Source organism: Arthrobacter sp. B1I2 (assembly GCF_030816485.1).
Classification (GTDB): Bacteria; Actinomycetota; Actinomycetes; order Actinomycetales; family Micrococcaceae; genus Arthrobacter.
In genome coordinates this window covers 4,012,900-4,029,720 of record NZ_JAUSYC010000001.1, presented here as the reverse complement: position 1 = coordinate 4,029,720, position 16,821 = coordinate 4,012,900, and the positions used below count along the sequence as shown (strand labels likewise).

At 66.0% G+C, this 16,821-nt stretch carries 18 protein-coding genes; 11 read left to right on the top strand and 7 right to left on the bottom strand.

What is annotated here, in order from left to right; all coding sequences use genetic code 11:
* The first annotated feature begins 61 nt into the window (after positions 1-61).
* Positions 62-961 carry a Bax inhibitor-1/YccA family protein gene (locus QFZ57_RS18660; protein WP_306901272.1) on the top strand — a complete coding sequence of 300 codons (900 nt, stop codon included), beginning with the start codon at positions 62-64 and terminating at the stop codon, positions 959-961.
* A gap of 108 nt (positions 962-1,069) precedes the next feature.
* Here the strand turns inward: QFZ57_RS18660 and galK are convergent, their stop codons facing one another.
* On the bottom strand, positions 1,070-2,251 hold the full coding sequence (gene galK / locus QFZ57_RS18655) for a galactokinase (protein ID WP_306901271.1): 1,182 nt from the start codon (positions 2,249-2,251) through the stop codon (positions 1,070-1,072).
* A complete protein-coding gene (gene galT, locus QFZ57_RS18650; RefSeq protein ID WP_306901270.1) occupies positions 2,248-3,405 on the bottom strand; it encodes a galactose-1-phosphate uridylyltransferase in 1,158 nt (385 codons plus the stop codon). Before galT ends, galK begins: the two co-directional genes overlap by 4 nt.
* 98 nt (positions 3,406-3,503) lie before the next feature.
* Here galT and QFZ57_RS18645 point away from each other — a divergent pair, with 98 nt between their 5' ends.
* The 4 genes from QFZ57_RS18645 to QFZ57_RS18630 are packed head-to-tail and all read left to right on the top strand — an operon-like array spanning position 3,504 to position 7,702.
* Positions 3,504-4,466, top strand: coding sequence for an aldose 1-epimerase family protein (locus QFZ57_RS18645; protein ID WP_306631963.1), 963 nt, complete (start codon positions 3,504-3,506; stop codon positions 4,464-4,466).
* Between the two features lie 36 nt (positions 4,467-4,502).
* Complete coding sequence (locus QFZ57_RS18640) at positions 4,503-5,834, top strand: AI-2E family transporter (protein ID WP_306901269.1); 1,332 nt, start codon at positions 4,503-4,505, stop codon at positions 5,832-5,834.
* Positions 5,835-5,837: 3 nt separating this feature from the next.
* Positions 5,838-7,076: a threonine ammonia-lyase gene (ilvA, locus tag QFZ57_RS18635; RefSeq protein ID WP_306631961.1), complete on the top strand. Its 1,239-nt coding sequence runs from the start codon at positions 5,838-5,840 to the stop codon at positions 7,074-7,076.
* An 8-nt stretch (positions 7,077-7,084) separates the two neighbouring features.
* Entirely contained in the window at positions 7,085-7,702 is a 618-nt protein-coding gene (locus QFZ57_RS18630) for a rhomboid family intramembrane serine protease (protein WP_306631960.1), read from the top strand.
* Positions 7,703-7,858: 156 nt separating this feature from the next.
* Here QFZ57_RS18630 and greA read toward each other — a convergent pair whose 3' ends face one another.
* Positions 7,859-8,353, bottom strand: coding sequence for a transcription elongation factor GreA (gene greA, locus QFZ57_RS18625; RefSeq protein ID WP_306631959.1), 495 nt, complete (start codon positions 8,351-8,353; stop codon positions 7,859-7,861).
* Positions 8,354-8,504: 151 nt separating this feature from the next.
* Positions 8,505-8,963, bottom strand: a complete 459-nt coding sequence (locus QFZ57_RS18620; RefSeq protein WP_306631958.1) for a DUF4307 domain-containing protein — start codon at positions 8,961-8,963, stop codon at positions 8,505-8,507.
* A 127-nt stretch (positions 8,964-9,090) separates the two neighbouring features.
* On the opposite strand from QFZ57_RS18620, the gene mca reads away from it, so the two are divergent.
* Together mca and QFZ57_RS18610 are read left to right on the top strand one after the other, a co-directional pair.
* On the top strand, positions 9,091-9,996 hold the full coding sequence (gene mca / locus QFZ57_RS18615) for a mycothiol conjugate amidase Mca (RefSeq protein WP_306631957.1): 906 nt from the start codon (positions 9,091-9,093) through the stop codon (positions 9,994-9,996).
* 98 nt (positions 9,997-10,094) lie between these two features.
* Positions 10,095-10,433 (top strand): hypothetical protein, encoded by a 339-nt coding sequence (locus tag QFZ57_RS18610; RefSeq protein ID WP_306901266.1) that lies wholly within the window; start codon positions 10,095-10,097, stop codon positions 10,431-10,433.
* Positions 10,434-10,456: 23 nt separating this feature from the next.
* Here QFZ57_RS18610 and trhA read toward each other — a convergent pair whose 3' ends face one another.
* Positions 10,457-11,200: a PAQR family membrane homeostasis protein TrhA gene (trhA, locus tag QFZ57_RS18605; RefSeq protein WP_373461283.1), complete on the bottom strand. Its 744-nt coding sequence runs from the start codon at positions 11,198-11,200 to the stop codon at positions 10,457-10,459.
* 148 nt (positions 11,201-11,348) lie between these two features.
* On the opposite strand from trhA, the gene QFZ57_RS18600 reads away from it, so the two are divergent.
* Both QFZ57_RS18600 and QFZ57_RS18595 read left to right on the top strand, forming a co-directional pair.
* A complete protein-coding gene (locus tag QFZ57_RS18600) occupies positions 11,349-12,110 on the top strand; it encodes an isoprenyl transferase (protein ID WP_306632573.1) in 762 nt (253 codons plus the stop codon).
* 239 nt (positions 12,111-12,349) lie between these two features.
* Complete coding sequence (locus QFZ57_RS18595; protein WP_306901264.1) at positions 12,350-13,768, top strand: PhoH family protein; 1,419 nt, start codon at positions 12,350-12,352, stop codon at positions 13,766-13,768.
* A gap of 401 nt (positions 13,769-14,169) precedes the next feature.
* Here QFZ57_RS18595 and QFZ57_RS18590 read toward each other — a convergent pair whose 3' ends face one another.
* Both QFZ57_RS18590 and QFZ57_RS18585 read right to left on the bottom strand, forming a co-directional pair.
* Positions 14,170-14,817 (bottom strand): GNAT family N-acetyltransferase, encoded by a 648-nt coding sequence (locus tag QFZ57_RS18590; RefSeq protein WP_306901263.1) that lies wholly within the window; start codon positions 14,815-14,817, stop codon positions 14,170-14,172.
* 36 nt (positions 14,818-14,853) lie between these two features.
* On the bottom strand, positions 14,854-15,654 hold the full coding sequence (locus QFZ57_RS18585; RefSeq protein ID WP_306901262.1) for a hypothetical protein: 801 nt from the start codon (positions 15,652-15,654) through the stop codon (positions 14,854-14,856).
* Positions 15,655-15,714: 60 nt separating this feature from the next.
* Here QFZ57_RS18585 and QFZ57_RS18580 point away from each other — a divergent pair, with 60 nt between their 5' ends.
* Both QFZ57_RS18580 and QFZ57_RS18575 read left to right on the top strand, forming a co-directional pair.
* Positions 15,715-16,257 carry a prepilin peptidase gene (locus QFZ57_RS18580; protein WP_306901260.1) on the top strand — a complete coding sequence of 181 codons (543 nt, stop codon included), beginning with the start codon at positions 15,715-15,717 and terminating at the stop codon, positions 16,255-16,257.
* Positions 16,258-16,322: 65 nt separating this feature from the next.
* Positions 16,323-16,793, top strand: coding sequence for an NUDIX hydrolase (locus tag QFZ57_RS18575; RefSeq protein ID WP_306901258.1), 471 nt, complete (start codon positions 16,323-16,325; stop codon positions 16,791-16,793).
* Positions 16,794-16,821: the final 28 nt, after the last annotated feature.

The window sequence follows — 16,821 nt, the reverse complement described above, 5'->3', positions numbered from 1 at the left end:
GTGGGAATTGGTAGCGTAAAGAAAAGATCCATCACCCACACCCACATGGAGGAATCCCGCAATGGCACTTGGCGGCAACCCGATCTTCAACGGAAAGAGTTTCCGTGGAGCCACCCAGGCACCGCCTGTCCCGCAGGCTCCTTACGGTGCTCCGTACGGCCAGCAGCCTTATGGCCAGGCGCCCTACGGCCAGGCACCGTACGGCCAGCAGGGCTGGGGCACGCAGCCCCAGAGCATGACCGATGAACAGTTGCGGCAGATGTACAGCCAGCCATCGGCCGGCCCCGCAGACACCGGACGGATGACGTTTGACGACGTCATCATGAAGACTGCGGCCTGCCTCGGCGCGGTGCTGGTGGGCGCTGCCATCACCCTCACCGTGGGGCTGCCGCTGGCTTCCCTGCTGATGATTGTCGGTGCCCTGGGCGGCTTCGTGCTGGCCCTGGTCAACACCTTCAAGAAGCAGCCGTCGCCGGCGCTGATCCTTGCGTACGCAGCACTGGAGGGTCTGTTCCTCGGCGGTCTGACCAGGATCCTGGACACCCAGTACCCGGGAGTTGGCCTGCAGGCGGTCGTAGGTACGCTCTCTGTGTTCGCTGTGACGCTGCTGCTGTTCAAGAGCGGCAAGGTCCGTGCCACTCCCAAGGCCATGCGCTTCTTCATGATTGCGATCGCCGGCTACGCCCTGTTTTCCGTGGTCAACCTCGTCATGATGCTCACCGGCGTGACTAACGAACCGTTTGGCCTGCGAAGCGGCATCGTTGGTGTCCTCGTTGGTGTCTTTGCCATCGGCCTGGCCGCTTTCTCCCTGATCATGGACTTCACCAGCATCGAAGCCGGTGTCCGCAGCGGTGCTCCGCAGCGCTTCTCCTGGACGGCGGCCTTCGGCCTGACCGTTACGCTGGTCTGGCTGTACGTGGAGATCATCCGACTGCTGGCCATCCTGCGCGGCGACGACTAGGCACACCGGCCGCTTCCGCCGTCGTGAACCACAAAACCGTGGGCCCCACCAGACTGGTGGGGCCCACGGTCGTTAAGGCGCTGTTGCCGTCAATAGGTGCTGGGGAGCCTAGGCGACGCGCATCGCTCCGGCAGCAGGGGAGACGGTAAAGATATCCGGCGCCGCAAAGCCGGCGCCGGCAAAAGCCTTGGCGACGGCGTCCCGCACCTTTTGCTCGGCATCCACCGGGGTCAGCGCAATGGCCGCTCCGCCGAACCCGCCCCCGGTCATGCGGGCGCCGATGGCCCCACGGGCCCGGGCCGTGTCCACGGCCAGATCCAGCTCGGGGCATGAGATCTCGAAATCGTCGCGCATGGAGGCGTGGCTGGCGTCCAGCAGCGGACCAATGGCGCTGGGGCCGGGGCCGCGCAGAAGCTCCACGGTTTGGAGGACGCGGTCATTCTCGGTGACCACATGCCGTACGCGACGGAAAGTGACCTCATCCAGCAGGCCGCTGGCCTCCTCAAGGTCAGCCACCTCCACGTCCCGCAGTGCCTTCACTCCCAGCACTTCCGCGCCAAGTTCACAGGATGCCCGGCGTGAGGCGTAGCCGCCGTCGGCGTGGGAGTGCGAGACTTTCGTGTCGATCACGAGGAGTACCAGCCCGGCCGGGTCAGTCTCGAAGGGAACCAGGCTTGCCTTCTGGTCCCGGCAGTCCAGGAAGACTGCGTGGCCTTTGGAGCCGCGCAGTGACGCGGACTGGTCCATGATCCCCGTGGGCGCTCCGACGAAGTCGTTTTCCGCCCGCTGGGTTGCCAGCACCATGTCCTCGGCCCCCAGACCGGCGTCCGTAAGGTCGTTGAGTGCGGTGACCACGGCGCATTCGATGGCGTGCGACGACGACAGGCCAGCACCGAGCGGCACGTTCGAGTCCAGGAGCAGGTCCAGTCCGGGAACGCTGATGCCCCGCTCCCGAAGGGCCCACATGACGCCGAGGGGGTACTTGGTCCAGCCTTTGGCTGTTCCGGGCTGCAGCGACTTGAGCGCGGTGCTGACTACGCCCTGGTCGCCATAGGTGGACAGGAGCCGCGCCGTGGAATCCGGGCGGACGGCGACGGCCACCCGGGCGGTACGGTCTATGGCGAACGGAAGGACGAAGCCCTCGTTGTAGTCGGTGTGTTCGCCGATGAGGTTTACCCGCCCCGGCGCCTGCCAGACGCCGTCGGGGGTGCTGCCGAATTCCTGCTCAAAGCGGGCGGTCAGATCCTCGGGGGCGGCAGGTGCGGCCTTGGCCTGGTCGTGGGTACTCATGCGGAGGCTCCTTCCGGGGTGGCCGCCATGGCGGCGGCAGGCGTGGACGACGGCGGGACGGCAACATTGCGCAGCCGTTCCGCCACGCTTTCGGGGGTGGTGTCGTTGATGAAAGCGTCCATGGCTGCCTCGGATCCGGCCAGGTACTTCAGCTTATCGGCCGCCCTGCGCGGTGAGGTCAACTGGAGATGCAGGTAGCCTGCGGGCCGGAGGACGTCATCCAGCGGTGCCTGGTGCCAGGCACCGATGTAGGGGGTGGGTGTGGGGTACAAGGCGTCCATGCGCTTGAGCAGGTCGAGGTAGACATGTGCCAGCTCGTCTTTTTCCTCCCCACGCAGCGCGGCGAGGTCGGGGACGTGGCGGTGCGGGACCAGGTGGATCTCCAGCGGCCACCGGGCCGCGAAGGGCACGTACGCGCTGAAGTGCGTGCCTTCCATCACCATCCTGCTGCCGTCTTCGCGCTCAGCGCGCAGCAGCGAACCGGTCAGGGTGTCCCCGCCGTCGCGTGCGTCGTAGTACTTTCGTGCTGCCACACCCAGGGTGCCGGCGCGCGGCGTGACGTAGGGGTAGGCGTAGATCTGACCGTGCGGGTGGTGCAGCGTCACACCGATGTCCGCGCCGCGGTTCTCGAACGGGAAGACCTGCTTGATGCCGGTCATGGCGCTCAAGGCAGCGGTACGCTGCGACCAGGCTTCAATCACCGTGCGGGACCGCTCCTGGCTCAGGCCGCTGAAGGACCCGGTGTGTTCCGGGGTGAATGACACCACTTCACAGCGGCCGTACGCCGGCCCCTTAGTTCCCCATGCGGCATCCTCCGGCACGTGTCCCAGGGCCGGTCCCAGTGAGGGGAACCGGTTTTCGAAGACCACAACGTCGTAATCGGCGGCAGGAATCTCTGAAGCATTGGCCGGGGTGGTGGGGCAGATGGGGCACTGGTCAGCAGGGGGCAGGTGGGTGCGGGCCTGCCTGTGAGCGGCGACGGCCACCCATTCATCAGTCAACGCGTCGAAGCGGACCTCGCCGGGCTCCCCGCGTGGGGGCAGGCCGCGGTGGTCGGTGGTGAGGTGTTCGGCGCGCGACGTGCTGGTGCTGTCGTCGTCAAAGTAGATCAACTCCCGCCCGTCGGAGAGTGTGGTGCTGGTAATCCCTGTCATACCAAAAGTTTCGCATAAGCGATCAAGAATGAATAGTTAACAACAAAAAGTAACAACCGGAGGACGAAAGTACTGCTGCCCGTTGTACGGTAATGCCCATGACAGCCTCTTCCGAACAGGGAACTCCATCCAGTGCATCCACGCGGTCCTGCGCGACCGGCCGGCAATACGAGCTTCGCCGGGGCGACGCCGTTGCCGTGGTCACCGAACTCGCTGCCGGCCTCCGCTCGTTCAGCCGGGGCGGGACCCTGCTGACCGAGACGTACGGTGATGACCAGATCGCTCCCGGTGGTGCCGGCATCACCTTGGCGCCCTGGGCCAACAGGGTGGAGGACGGGCAGTGGCTCCTGGACGGCGGGAAGCAGCAGCTGGACATCACCGAAGTGTCCCGCAACAACGCCAGCCATGGATTGCTTCGAAACACGGGCTACGCCCCCGTGGGGGAGTCGCAGCACACTGTGGCACTGGAGGCCACCGTCTTCCCGCAGCACGGCTACCCGTTCCTGGTGCGGCACCGGGTGGAGTACAAGCTTTCGGAAGACTTGGGATTGCAGGTCCGGCAAACCCTCACCAATGACTCCGCGGCGGCCGCGCCCTTTGTTCTCGGCGCCCACCCCTACCTGCGGCTTGGCGACGCCCCGGTTGAAGAGCTGCAGTTGACCGTTGCCGCCGACACCCGGCTGGTGACCGATGAGCGTTTGATTCCGCGCAGTTCGGCCCCTGTTGACGGGGACGTCGACTTCCGGTCCGGGCGGCGGATCGCGGACCTGGCCGTGGACGTCGCCCTGACGGACCTCCATTACCCGGCGGGTAAGGCCCGGCACACCCTGGCTGCTGCAGACGGCAGCGAGGTATCGCTCTGGCAGGATGAAGCCTGCCGCTACGTCCACATCTACGTGAGCACGGTGTACCCCGGCAGAACCCGGGCAGTGGCTGTGGAGCCGATGACCGGGCCCGCGAATGCGTTCAACTCCGGTGACGGCCTCCGCTGGCTGCCGCCCGGGGAGTCGTTCAGCATTGAGTGGGGAATCGACTACAAGCCCGGTGCGGCAGCCCAGTAGTTTCCCATTGGGCCGCTGCTGGGTAAGTATTGGGATATGACGCCAAAAGAGGACGACGTTACCCTGGCCCACCCGGCTCCTGCTCCACAGCCGGCTGCGGCGGCGCCCTTGCGGGTCCTGACGGACCGTGAACTGGACAAGGACATCCCGTACGGCATCCGCATCGCGGCCTCCTGGTCGTGGCGCCTGGGCCTGATCCTCCTGATGGCGGGGACGCTGGTCTGGCTGCTCAGCCACATCACCCTCCTGGTCATCCCCATCATGGTGGCCGCCCTCCTCGCCGGACTCCTGAGTCCGGTCACGGCATGGCTGAAGCGCCACGGACTGCCCGCGGGCCTCGCCGTCGCAGCGACAATCCTTGGTTTCATCGGTGTCATCGCCGGCGCGCTTGCCCTGGTGGGCAGGCAACTCGCGGTCGGTTTCAGTGAGCTCTATTCCCAGGCGCTCGAAGGCATCCGGCAGGTCCAGGACTGGCTGTCCGCGGGCCCGCTGCACCTCACCGCCACCCAGATCGACCAGTACGTCAAGGAAGTTACCGACGCGCTGCAGAACAACAGCAGCAGCATCCTCAGCGGAGCCCTGTCCTTTGGCAGCACCGCCGGCCACTTCGCCGCCGGAATGCTCCTCTCGTTGTTCATCCTCATCTTCTTCCTCCTGGAGGGAGACCGGATCTGGGCCTTCCTGGTCAGGATGCTTCCGAGGAAAGCCCGGGCCGCCACCTTCGGCGCCGGCCGCAAGGGCTGGGCCTCCATGGTCAGCTACGCGCGCATCCAGATGTTCGTCGCGGCCGTCGACGCCCTCGGCATCGGCGTGGGGGCAGCCATCCTCGGCGTCCCGCTGGCCCTTCCCCTGGCTGTGCTGGTTTTCCTCGGCTCGTTCATCCCGGTCGTGGGCGCCCTGTTGACCGGCGTCGTTGCCGTCCTGTTGGCCTTGGTGGCCAACGGCCCTATCAACGCCCTGATCATGCTGGCCATCGTCCTGCTGGTTCAGCAGCTCGAAGGCCACATCCTGCAGCCCCTGGTCATGGGCAAGGCCGTGTCCCTCCACCCGGTGGCAGTGATCCTCAGCGTTGCCGCCGGTTCCTACCTCGCCGGCATCCCCGGGGCGCTGTTCTCCGTACCCATCCTGGCCGTAGCAAACTCGGCCGTTCGCTACATCGCCGCAAGAACGTGGGAACATGAACAGGTGCCGGTAATTGCCGGGAAGCCCATCACGGCCGGAGCAGGCGGGGACGACACCATCAAGGACGTTGAACCGCCGTCTGCACCTGACACCGGGAGGGACACGGCGGCCGGCACCATAGCCGAACACCGTGATGCCCGCACCTCCTCCCAGGAGGGCGCCGGGGCAGAGCCCAGAGGAGAGTAGTCCGTGAAGATCCTTGAAACCCTTCCCGTCACACTGGACGATGTCCTTGAGGCGCAGAAGCTGCTTGACGGGATCATTGCGCGCACGCCCGTCGAGTCCTCGCGGGCGCTGGGGGGCATGGTGGGGGGCGACGTCTACTTCAAATGCGAAAACCTGCAGCGCGCCGGCTCCTTCAAGGTGCGCGGCGCCTACGTCCGGATGGCGCGGCTTTCCCCGGACGAGAAAAAACGGGGAGTGGTGGCAGCGTCCGCCGGCAACCACGCACAGGGCGTTGCCGTCGCGGCCAAAAGCCTTGGCATCAAGGCCCGTATCTACATGCCGCTGGGCGTGGCACTGCCCAAGCTCGCAGCCACCCGCAGCCACGGTGCCGAAGTAATCCTGCACGGGCACAATGTGGACGAGGCGCTCGCCGAAGCCCAGCGCTACAGCAACGAAACCGGCATGGTCTTCGTCCATCCGTTCGACAACGTGGACGTCGTGGCCGGCCAGGGGACCGTGGGGCTGGAAATCCTCGAGCAGGTCCCCAACGTCGACACCATCCTCATGGGCGTGGGGGGCGGCGGGCTCCTGGCAGGGGTCGCCGTCGCCATCAAGGCCCGTGCCAGGGAACTTGGCCGGGAGATCCGGATCATCGGCGTGCAGGCGGAAAACGCTGCCGCCTACCCGCCCTCGCTTGCCGCCGACGCGCTGGTGCCGCTGAAGAAGGTTTCCACCATGGCGGACGGCATCGCCGTGGGACGCCCGGGGCAGCTGCCTTTCAGCATCATCCGTGAGCTGGTTGACGATGTGGTCACCGTCAGCGAAGATTCCCTGGCCCGCGCGCTGATCTTCCTGCTCGAGCGGGCCAAGATGGTGGTGGAACCCGCGGGGGCAGTGGGTGTGGCGGCACTCATGGACGGCAAGATCGAGAACCCCGGAACCACCGTGGCGGTCCTCTCCGGCGGAAACATCGACCCCATGCTGATGCTCAAAGTGATCCAGCGCGGCCTCTCCGCCGCCGGCCGCTACATGACGGTGCGGATGATGCTTGATGACCGCCCGGGTTCCCTGGCAACCATCGCGCGCATCATCGCCGAAAACGATGCCAACGTCACCGGCCTGGACCATACCCGGGTGGGGGGTTCCATCAGCATGGGAGATGTCTCCATCACCGTAAACCTGGAAACCAAGGGCCATCAGCACGGTGAGCAGGTCCTCAGCGCGCTCCGCGCCGAGGGCTTCCAGCCGATCGTTGTACATTAGGAGCGGCCATGGCTGGACTGACGGGTAACGGACCAATCCCCGGGCGGCAGGCCATCGCCTCCCGCGCGAAGGGCGGCCTGGTGGTGCTAGGCGGCTTCGTGGTCCTGCTGTTCGCCATCGAAGTGGTCAACACCCTGATGATGGGGGCCCTCACCCGGACTTTCGGCCTGCGGCCCAGGAGCGCCGACGGGCTGCTGGACATCTTTACTTTCCCGCTCCTGCACGCAAACCTGAACCATCTGCTCTCCAACAGCCTGCCGCTGGTCATCTTCGGCTTTCTGGTGTTCCTCTCCGGGCTGCGCGTGTTCCTCACGGCGCTGGCCTTCAGCTGGCTCGGCAGCGGGCTGACGGTATGGCTCATCGGGACCGGGGTCACCGTGGGCGCCTCAGGCCTGGTCTTTGGGCTCTTCGCGTTTCTCCTGGTCAGGGGGTTCTTCAACCGCAGCTGGCGGCAGATCCTGCTCGCCGTGGTCCTCTTCATGGGCTACGGGAGCATACTCCTGGGCGCCCTGCCGTTCGTGGCGGGTTATGTGAGCTGGCAGGCGCACCTGGGCGGTGCCGCCGGTGGCGTTGTGGCGGCGCTGCTGCTGCGTCCGCGGAACGCCGGGGTTTCGCGGGAGTTCTGACGACCGGCCTGCAGCGAGCCAGGCACAAGGGGTTCAACGCGCAAGGGGTTCAACGCGCAAGGGGTTCAACGCGCAAGGGGTTTAAAAGGAAAAGCGGCGGCCGCCCCCTCGGGGGCAGCCGCCGCTTCCTGCTTTCGGCGCCTGGCAGGCCAGGGGCTAGGCAGCGTAAGGCTTGGCGGAGAGGATCTCCACCTTGATGTCCTTGCCGTTCGGCGCGATGTAGCTGAGGGTCTCGCCCTCCTTGTGGCCCAGGATGGCTGCACCAAGAGGCGACTTCTCGCTGAAGACATTTAGGTCGGAGTCGCCCGCGATTTCGCGTGAACCCAGCAGGAAGGTCTCCTCGTCGCCGGCGATCCTGGCCACCACGATCATGCCGGGCTCCACGATGCCGTCATCGGCAGGCGCTTCACCCACATGGGCATCACGGAGCAGAACCGTCAGCTGGCGGATGCGGGCTTCAATCTTGCCCTGCTCCTCCTTGGCCGCGTGGTAGCCCCCGTTTTCCTTGAGGTCCCCCTCTTGCCGCGCTGCTTCAATCTTCTGGACGATCTCCGCCCGGCCTGCGCCGGAAAGGTGGTCCAGCTCTGCCTTCAGGCGGTCAAAAGCTTCCTGGGTGAGCCAGGCTGCAGATGCGCTGTTGGTGGTAGACACGGACTTCTCCTCTAGTGGTCCTACATGCAAAAGACCCCGCCACGGTGGCCACTTGTGGAACAGTAACCAGCTCAGCGGGGTAAAGGTATCTACCCAGTGTAGTCAATGCCCTGGAGATAACCCAACATGGAAGCGTTGCACATCACATGCCTTAGGACGTTCCGTCCGGAATCCAACAGCTGTCCACAACGCCCGATACGGACTCCGACTCCGTACGCAAGGTGACGCGCTGGGCAACTGTCCTGCCGCCGTCGGGCGTTCCATCCGCAACTGTCGGCGGGATGTCCACCACTTTCCAACCCACCACGGCAAACTTGGAATCCAGCGCCTTCACCGCGCACTTAACCGGGTTGGCCGGTTCCCGCGTCACCTGGAAGTCCACCTCGGCGAGCGTGGCATCGGTGGTGCTGTAACCCACGTCCTTGAACGTCACCCCCGAGAGGGAGTTGGAGGCGGTCACCCATGCCAGGAATCCGATTCCCGCGGCAAGCGCCACACCAGTCGCGGCCCGGCCGGCCTTGGGGGAGAGCCGGCGCTTTTTAGCACCATACCGATTGGCTAGGCTAGTGTCTGCGGGCGCGGGTTGGGCCGGCTGGTCCGGGGAAGTCACCAGACCAGTTTAGTGCCCTTTCCGCCGGCGCTTTGCGGTGGCTGCAGCTGCCGGCGAGCAAGGCACCCGCGACACCATCCACAAGCTGCCACAAGCCGCAAAAGAAGAATAAGGAGCCGTCCCCTCCATGACAGCGTCCAGCAACTCCCAGGTGCCGCTCCGGCTGCTCGCGGTCCACGCCCACCCGGATGACGAATCCAGCAAGGGCGCTGCGACCATGGCCATGTATGCGGCTGCCGGCGTGGACGTCCTGGTGGCAACCTGTACGGACGGTTCCCGGGGCGACATCCAGAATCCAGCCGTGGAAGGCGAGCCCCACCCCAAGCGGGACATGGCCGGTGCCCGGCGGCTGGAGATGCAGCGCGCTGCGGAAATCCTGGGCATCCGCCAGCAGTGGCTCGGCTTCGTCGACTCGGGCCTCCCGGAAGGCGATCCCCTCCCGCCGCTCCCCGTCGGATCCTTCGCCACCCTGCCGCTCCAGCGGGCCGCGGCGCCCCTGGTCCGGCTGGTGCGTTCCTTCAAGCCGCACGTCATCCTCAGCTATGACGAGAACGGCGGATATCCCCACCCGGACCACATCATGGCCCACCGGGTGGCCGTGGAAGCCTTCGAAGCCGCAGGGGATCCGGAACGCTATCCGGAAGCGGGGGAGGCCTGGGAGCCAAGCAAGCTGTACTACGACCGCGCGTTCAGCCCCGAGCGGTTCCGGGCGCTGCACTTTGCGCTGGAAGAGGCGGGGCTGCAGTCACCGTACGCCGAGCGCCTGGCCGCGTGGCTGGAGTCCGACGCCGAGGGACACACCCCGCCGCCGGCCGCGCACCCCACCACCACGCAGGTCGACTGCGGAGACTTCTTCGAGAAGCGCGACGACGCACTGCGCGCACACCGGACGCAGGTGGACCCGCTGGGGTTCTTCTTCGCCGTTTCGCCGGACATGCAGCGCCGGGTTTGGCCGTGGGAGGACTATTCCCTGATCCAGTCGCGGGTGCCCTCCGAGCTTCCGGAGAAGGACCTGTTCACAGGGCTAAGATAGACAGGGCAGGCTATTTCTATCTTGCGTAGAAGACAGGCGCGGCGACGGCCGGTCCCGTCCGCTTCCTGCTGCATCCGCTCCACCAGAAGGTATCAACCGTGCACTCTCTGCTCCTCAGCCTCGCCACCACGCCCACCCCGCTGCCCACTCCAACGCTCCGGGAAGGGATTTCCGAGGACCAGGTAACCCCGGGGCTGCTGGGGTTCATCATGACCGCCTTCTTCGTTGTGGCAACCGCCCTGCTCATCGTGGACATGGTGCGGCGGATCCGCCGGGTGCGCTACCGGGCCCAGGTGGAGGAAGAGCGCCTGGCGGCTGCCGCTGCGGCTGACGTTGACGCCGCGGACGCCCAGGACGGGCTCGACGGCGGCCCGCACCAGGCAGCGCCCGATGCCAAGGGAAACGGCCCTTCCAGCGGGCTCTCGCCGCGCGAGTAAGACTGTCCCGGTCCCAGGGCGGTTCAGGACAGGATTGCCAGGGCGATTGCCACGAAGTGGGCCGTGAAGGCGAAGACCGTGAACGCGTGGAACAGCTCGTGGAAGCCGAAGTGGTGATAGCTGAAGTTCGGTCTTTTCAGGGCGTAGAAAACAGCCCCCGTGATGTACAGAACCCCGCCCACGCAGATCAGCACGGCCGCGGGGATGCTGGCCTGGAAGAACTGTGGCAGGTAGAACAGCGCGCCGCAGCCCAGTGCGATGTAGATGGGCACGTAGAGCCAGCGGGGCGCGTCAGTCCACAGCAGCCGGAACAGCACGCCAAGGATGGCTCCGGCCCAGATGACCCACAGGAGGACCACGGCCTGCTGGCGTTCCAGGAGCGTCCATGCCAGCGGTGTATAGGTTCCGGCGATCACCAGCATGATGTTGGTGTGGTCCAGCCGCTTCAGGACGAGCTTGACTCGAGGCGACCAGTTGCCGCGGTGGTAGACGGCGCTGACGCCGAACAGCAAGACGCCGGTGGCGGCATAGATGGCGGACGTGATCCTGCGGTCCACGGTGGGAGCCAGGGCAACCAGGATGATGCCGGCGGCCAGGGCGAGCGGGGCCGTGACGGTGTGGATCCAACCCCGCCACTTCGGCTTGATCATCAGTAGTTCCGCCAGTCGGACGGCGGCGTCATCCATGGCACGGGGCTCCGGTTCCGGGCCGGCGTTCCTGTCCTCCGGCTGGGGGGCTCGGGAGGCCTGCGGGGAGTCGCTGTTCATGGCACCAGAATAACTTACGGACCCGTAGGTTACCCGTGAGTAACATGTGGGGCGGGACGGCGCCACGGTGCTCCCGGTCCTGGCCTGCCCAGGACGGTAGCCTAGGATGTGGATGTACGTACGGCAGGAAAGTCAGGTGAGTGGACGCGTGGAGTTGCCCGGGTTCCTCTATGGCTACTACGAGCGCCGGCTGCTCAAGGACCTCCCGCGGGACCGCATTCCCCGCCACATCGGCGTCATGGTGGACGGCAACCGGCGCTGGGCGAAGCAGTTCAACGCCCCCACCAGCCAGGGCCATCAGGCCGGAGCGGACAAGATCCACGAATTCCTTGGCTGGTGCCAGGAACTGGGCGTCAAAGTAGTGACGCTGTACATGCTGTCAACGGACAACATGAACCGCTCCAGCGAGGAACTGGATCTCCTGATGGGCATCATCGCCAACACCCTGGACCGGCTGGACGAAGACGCAAACATCTCCGTGCACGCCATGGGTGCACCCGAACTGCTTCCGGACTACCTGGCCGAGCGCCTCAACAAGCTCACGGCCAGGACCCCCGTGCGGGAAAAGATCCACGTCAACGTCGCCGTGGGGTATGGGGGCCGCCGTGAAATTGTCGACGCCGTCCGCGAACTCCTGCACGACGCCGTCGCCAAGGGCATGGACATCTCCAGGCTTGCCGATGACCTGTGTGTTGATGACATTTCACGCTTCCTTTACACCCGCGGCCAGCCGGACCCGGACCTGGTGATCAGGACGTCGGGGGAGCAGCGCCTCTCCGGCTTCCTCATGTGGCAGAGCGCCTACAGCGAGTTCTACTTTTGCGAGGCCCTGTGGCCCGCCTTCCGCAAGGTGGACTTCCTCCGTGCCCTTCGGGACTACGCCGGCCGGCAGCGGCGCTTTGGCACCTGAAACCCCCGGTTCATAACGAGTTCATACACCTGCAACGGAAATCGCCGAGTAATGGTTGCGCAAATCACCCCGGGTGGATTTACGTTATATCCATCAGCAGGCAAAACCGCCGGCTGATCGGGGAGGCCAGTACATGGAGCGGAACATCGCACCGGTTGTATGGGAGGCCGCACCCGGCCTCCTGGCCGAGCCGCCTCACCACTAACAAATCCGGGCTGGTGCCCGGGGCTGGAGTCGATGTGGCTACTTCTGAACAACTGCCCGAGGTCCTGTTTGGACAGGGCGGAAAAGCTACCTCTCGCGCCGAGCGAGCCACCTTTGAAACCGGCGCAGCAACTGATGCTGCGGCCGGTTTTGCTGTCTCCGGAAGGGAAGCCGACATCCATACCTTCGTCATCGACACCTCCGTCCTGCTCTCCGACCCGCGTGCCCTCCTGCGGTTCGCTGAGCATGAGGTAGTGGTTCCACTCGTGGTCATCACCGAACTCGAAGCCAAGCGGCACGACCCCGAACTTGGCTACTTCGCCCGGAAAGCCCTGCGGCTCCTGGACGACCTCCGGGTCAAGCACGGCGGCCTCAACCAGGCCCTTCCCATCGGTGACGAGGGCGGAACGCTCATGGTGGAGCTCAACCACATCTCCGCCGAGGTGCTGCCGTTGGGGTTCCGCAGCGGGGACAACGACAGCCGCATTCTCGCCGTCGCCAAGAATCTGGCCAACGAGGGACGGAACGTCACCGTGGTGTCCAAGGACCTGCCCATGCGGGTCAAAGCTTCCGCGATGGGGCTCACCGCTGACGAGTACCGCAACGAACTGGTCAAGGACTCCGGATGGACGGGGGTCGCCGAAATCGAAGCCAACGAACAGGAAATCTCCACCCTGTACGGCCACGAACCCGTCTTCATTCCAGCCGCCGCCGAACTGCCCGTTAACACCGGGCTGGTCCTGCTCTCCAACCGCGGCTCTGCGCTGGCCCGCGTTGGCCCCGACAAGCAGGTGCGCCTGGTCAAGGGCGACCGCGACGTATTCGGCCTCCACGGCCGGTCCGCCGAGCAGCGGCTGGCCATCGACATGCTGATGGATCCCGCCGTCGGCATTGTTTCCATCGGAGGCCGAGCCGGCACCGGCAAGTCAGCGCTTGCCCTGTGTGCCGGCCTTGAGGCTGTGCTGGAACGCCGCGAACACCGCAAAGTGATCGTTTTCCGGCCCCTCTACGCCGTGGGCGGCCAGGAACTTGGCTACCTGCCGGGCTCGGAGTCGGAGAAAATGAACCCGTGGGCGCAGGCCGTCTTCGACACCCTCGGCGCCCTGGTCAGCCAGGAAGTGGTGGAGGAGGTCATGGACCGCGGCATGCTCGAGGTCATGCCCCTGACCCACATCCGCGGACGCTCCCTCCACGATGCCTTTGTGATCGTTGACGAGGCCCAGTCCCTCGAAAAGAACGTCCTCCTAACCGTCATGAGCCGCATCGGCCAGAACTCCAAGATCGTTCTCACCCACGACGTCGCCCAGCGCGACAACCTCCGCGTCGGACGCCACGACGGAATCGCCGCCGTCGTCGAAACCCTGAAAGGACACCCCCTCTTCGGCCACGTCACCCTGACCCGTTCAGAGCGTTCGCCCATCGCAGCTCTCGTCACGGAACTCCTGGAAGGTTAGCGACACTCGCTGAAGGGCCGTGGCCGGGTTCGCGAGGCTTCGGCCCTTGTGCGTCTCCGTGATTGGGTTCGCGGGGATACGGCCCTTCTCCGTCGCTTAGACACACCGCATAGGGCCGCCTTCGGTCGCTGAGCGACCTCCAGCGGCCGATGCGTCGCGATGCGCTCCTACGAGAAGGACCGCAACCCCGCTCGAGCCTTTCTTCCTCCTGCAAGGCGAGCCTTGGCACACGTACGGTCCGAGTCCTTCGCGTAGGAGCACATCGCCGACCAGAGCGGCGCGTCCGGAGGAAGCGGCGTCCCGAGGGACCCGAGGCGAGCTTGCGAGCCTTGGGAAGGGACCTCCGCGCTAAGCGACGGAGAAGGACCGTGGCCCGACGAACCCAGCCCCCGGGCATGCACTCAGCTTGCGCCGAGGAACTTCGCCGCTGCTTCGTGGCCCTCGACTTTCAGGGTCCAGTCGGGCCTTTTGAAGGTTTCCGGGGTGAGGCGGACGTGCTGGACTGTTTCGACCTTCGGGCCCCAGGCCTTCCTGGTGATCCCGTTCAGCTCGTAGCCGAGGGAGCGGGAGACGCCTCGGGAGGCGCTGTTCCAGGCGGCTGCCTCGGATTCGGCGGCTTCTGCCCCGAGCCAGTCAAAGGCCCAGAGGACGACGGCGGCACGCATCTCCTTGCCCAGGCCGCGGCCTTGGACGGACTGCTTCAGCCAGGATCCCGTGGTGACTGTCCTCACGGCCGCGAAGTCCTTGGCCCCTACGTCCTGGCAGCCGACAAACCCGCCTTCGTGCCAGATGCCGAGGAGCAGCGTCCAGCTCTCCGGGGTGCATTCAGCCCGGCAGCGCCAGTACCAGCGGGCCATGTTGGGGCCCAACTCTTCGTCGGCAAGTTCTGTCCAGGGAGTGCTGAACGGATTCCTGCCGGCGTCGTGGATTCCGCCCCGGGCCGCCGCCACAGCTGCCGGGATCTCGTGGTCCTGGATGGGGCGGAGCTCCAGCCGCGGCGTGGTCAGAGTGAGGTCGAACAGCGGCCAGACGGAGCCAAGGGTAGTCATCCGCGAAGCCTAGCCCATCGGTTCCCTAGTCACCTGTCACGCTCGGGCGGGGATGTCCCAACTGATATGCCGCCGGACGTCCGTGAGGTTCATGGACTGGGCCAGGAACAGGTCATCGAGCATGTACTCGTCCACGGCGATGATCCGGATCCAGTGGCCATATCCCGCCGTCTCCTGCTCCAACGACTGGCTGGAGACACAGACACCGGTGCCTGCGTCCACACGGAGGCGGGACGCGCCAGGGAGGCACAAGGGAGATGCGGGATCACCGGGGCGGTAAGCGGCGTTGGGGACCACCACCGCTTCAACGACAGGCCTGCCCTCGTGTTCGCCGTGCCGGACATCCAAGATGTCCAGCGCGTTGCTGCCCGGAAACTCGATGGGCACTGGGGAATTGCCGGCGAGCTCCACGGGGTCCAGCGCCGCTGAAAAGCGCCCGTTGCCGAACCCGGGTTCGCCGTACGCGGCTTCGGGCCGGCGGCGCACCAGCCCGGCGTCGTCGTACACAGGCGTGACCAGGTGCGGTGGGAGGAGCCAGGACTTACGGGTGGCGCTCACGTAAAGGACGTCGCGGGAATCGTTGATTCCCGTGGTGCTGTGCAGGACCAGGCCCTCGGGGCTTTCCAGGCGGAGTGCCCCGGGACGGCGCAGCCAGGCGCGGACAAAAGGCGCGCCAGGACCGGGTGCTGGTTCAAAAGCCTGGTCCCAATACTCGAAACGCAGCGACTGCCACTTCCAGGGGGAAGAGCGGCACAGGTTCCGGAACATCGCGGCCAGGTCCACGGGGTCTGGAGGAGTGCCCGGAACCGGCCGGCGCAGGGAGTCCCAGGTCGACATATCCACATCTTACGCGCGGGTACTACGGCCGGAATGGGTGGATCCAGTAGCATCCGAGGGGTGATCGGACGACTGGGCGAACTCTGGCAGGACACCCCGCTTGCTTTCTGGCTGGTACTGGCGGCGTGCCTGTACTTTGCGGTGATGGCGGTCCGGCTCACCGTCATCGATGTCCGCCACCACCTCCTGCCCAACAGGATCGTGTTCCCGTCCTACGCGGTGGCCGGGGCGCTCCTCCTGGCCGCAGCCGCGGTTGCCTGGGCCGGACCCTTCCCGGGCACAGGCACCACCGCGATACTGGCCATCCCTGCCCTCCGCGTGGTGGCCGGGGCCGGAATCCTGTGGCTGTTCTATTTTGTCCTGCGTTTCATCTATCCGCCCGGCATGGGGTTTGGCGACGTCAAGCTCGCGGGAGTTCTCGGTATGTACCTTGGCTACCTCAGTTGGGGGCACCTGTTCGCGGGCACCTTCCTGGCGTTCCTGCTGGGTGGGCTGTGGTCCCTGGCGCTCCTGGCCGCGCGGCGGGGGACACTGAAGTCCGCCATACCGTTTGGCCCGTTCATGCTTGCCGGGGCCGCCGCCGCCATGCTGCTGCCCGCCTGAACAGCCCGGACTGTTCCCAGTCGCTCTCCGGGCTGGTTTCAACAGCCGTTCGGTAGGCTGGCGGTATGCCTGCACCCGAATATGTCCTGAAGCTGCGCAAGAAGATCGGCAACGACCCCCTCTGGGTTCCCGGCGTCCGTGGCGTGGTGGTTGATGATGCCGGCAGGATCCTGCTGGCCCAACGGGCCGACAACCGCCAGTGGGCGCTTATCAGCGGCATGCTGGACCCGGGGGAGCAGCCTGCCCGGGGCCTGGTCCGGGAGATCTTCGAGGAAACGGCCGTGGTGGCAGAGGCTGAGCGTGTGGTTTCCGTCGGCGCCGTGGGTCCGGTCACCTACCCCAACGGCGATGTCTGCGAGTTCCTGGATGTGGTTTTCCTGTGCCGTTACGTCACCGGCGAGGCCCGGGTCAATGACGACGAATCCCTGGCCGTCGGCTGGTTCACTCCGGACGAACTCCCCGACCTCATGCCCGGCCACCTCACCAGCATCCGCCAGGCGCTGGCACCCTCCGTAGCCGTCCACTTCGAGCCCTGATGCCGCCAGCGGCCGGCAGCTAAGCCGG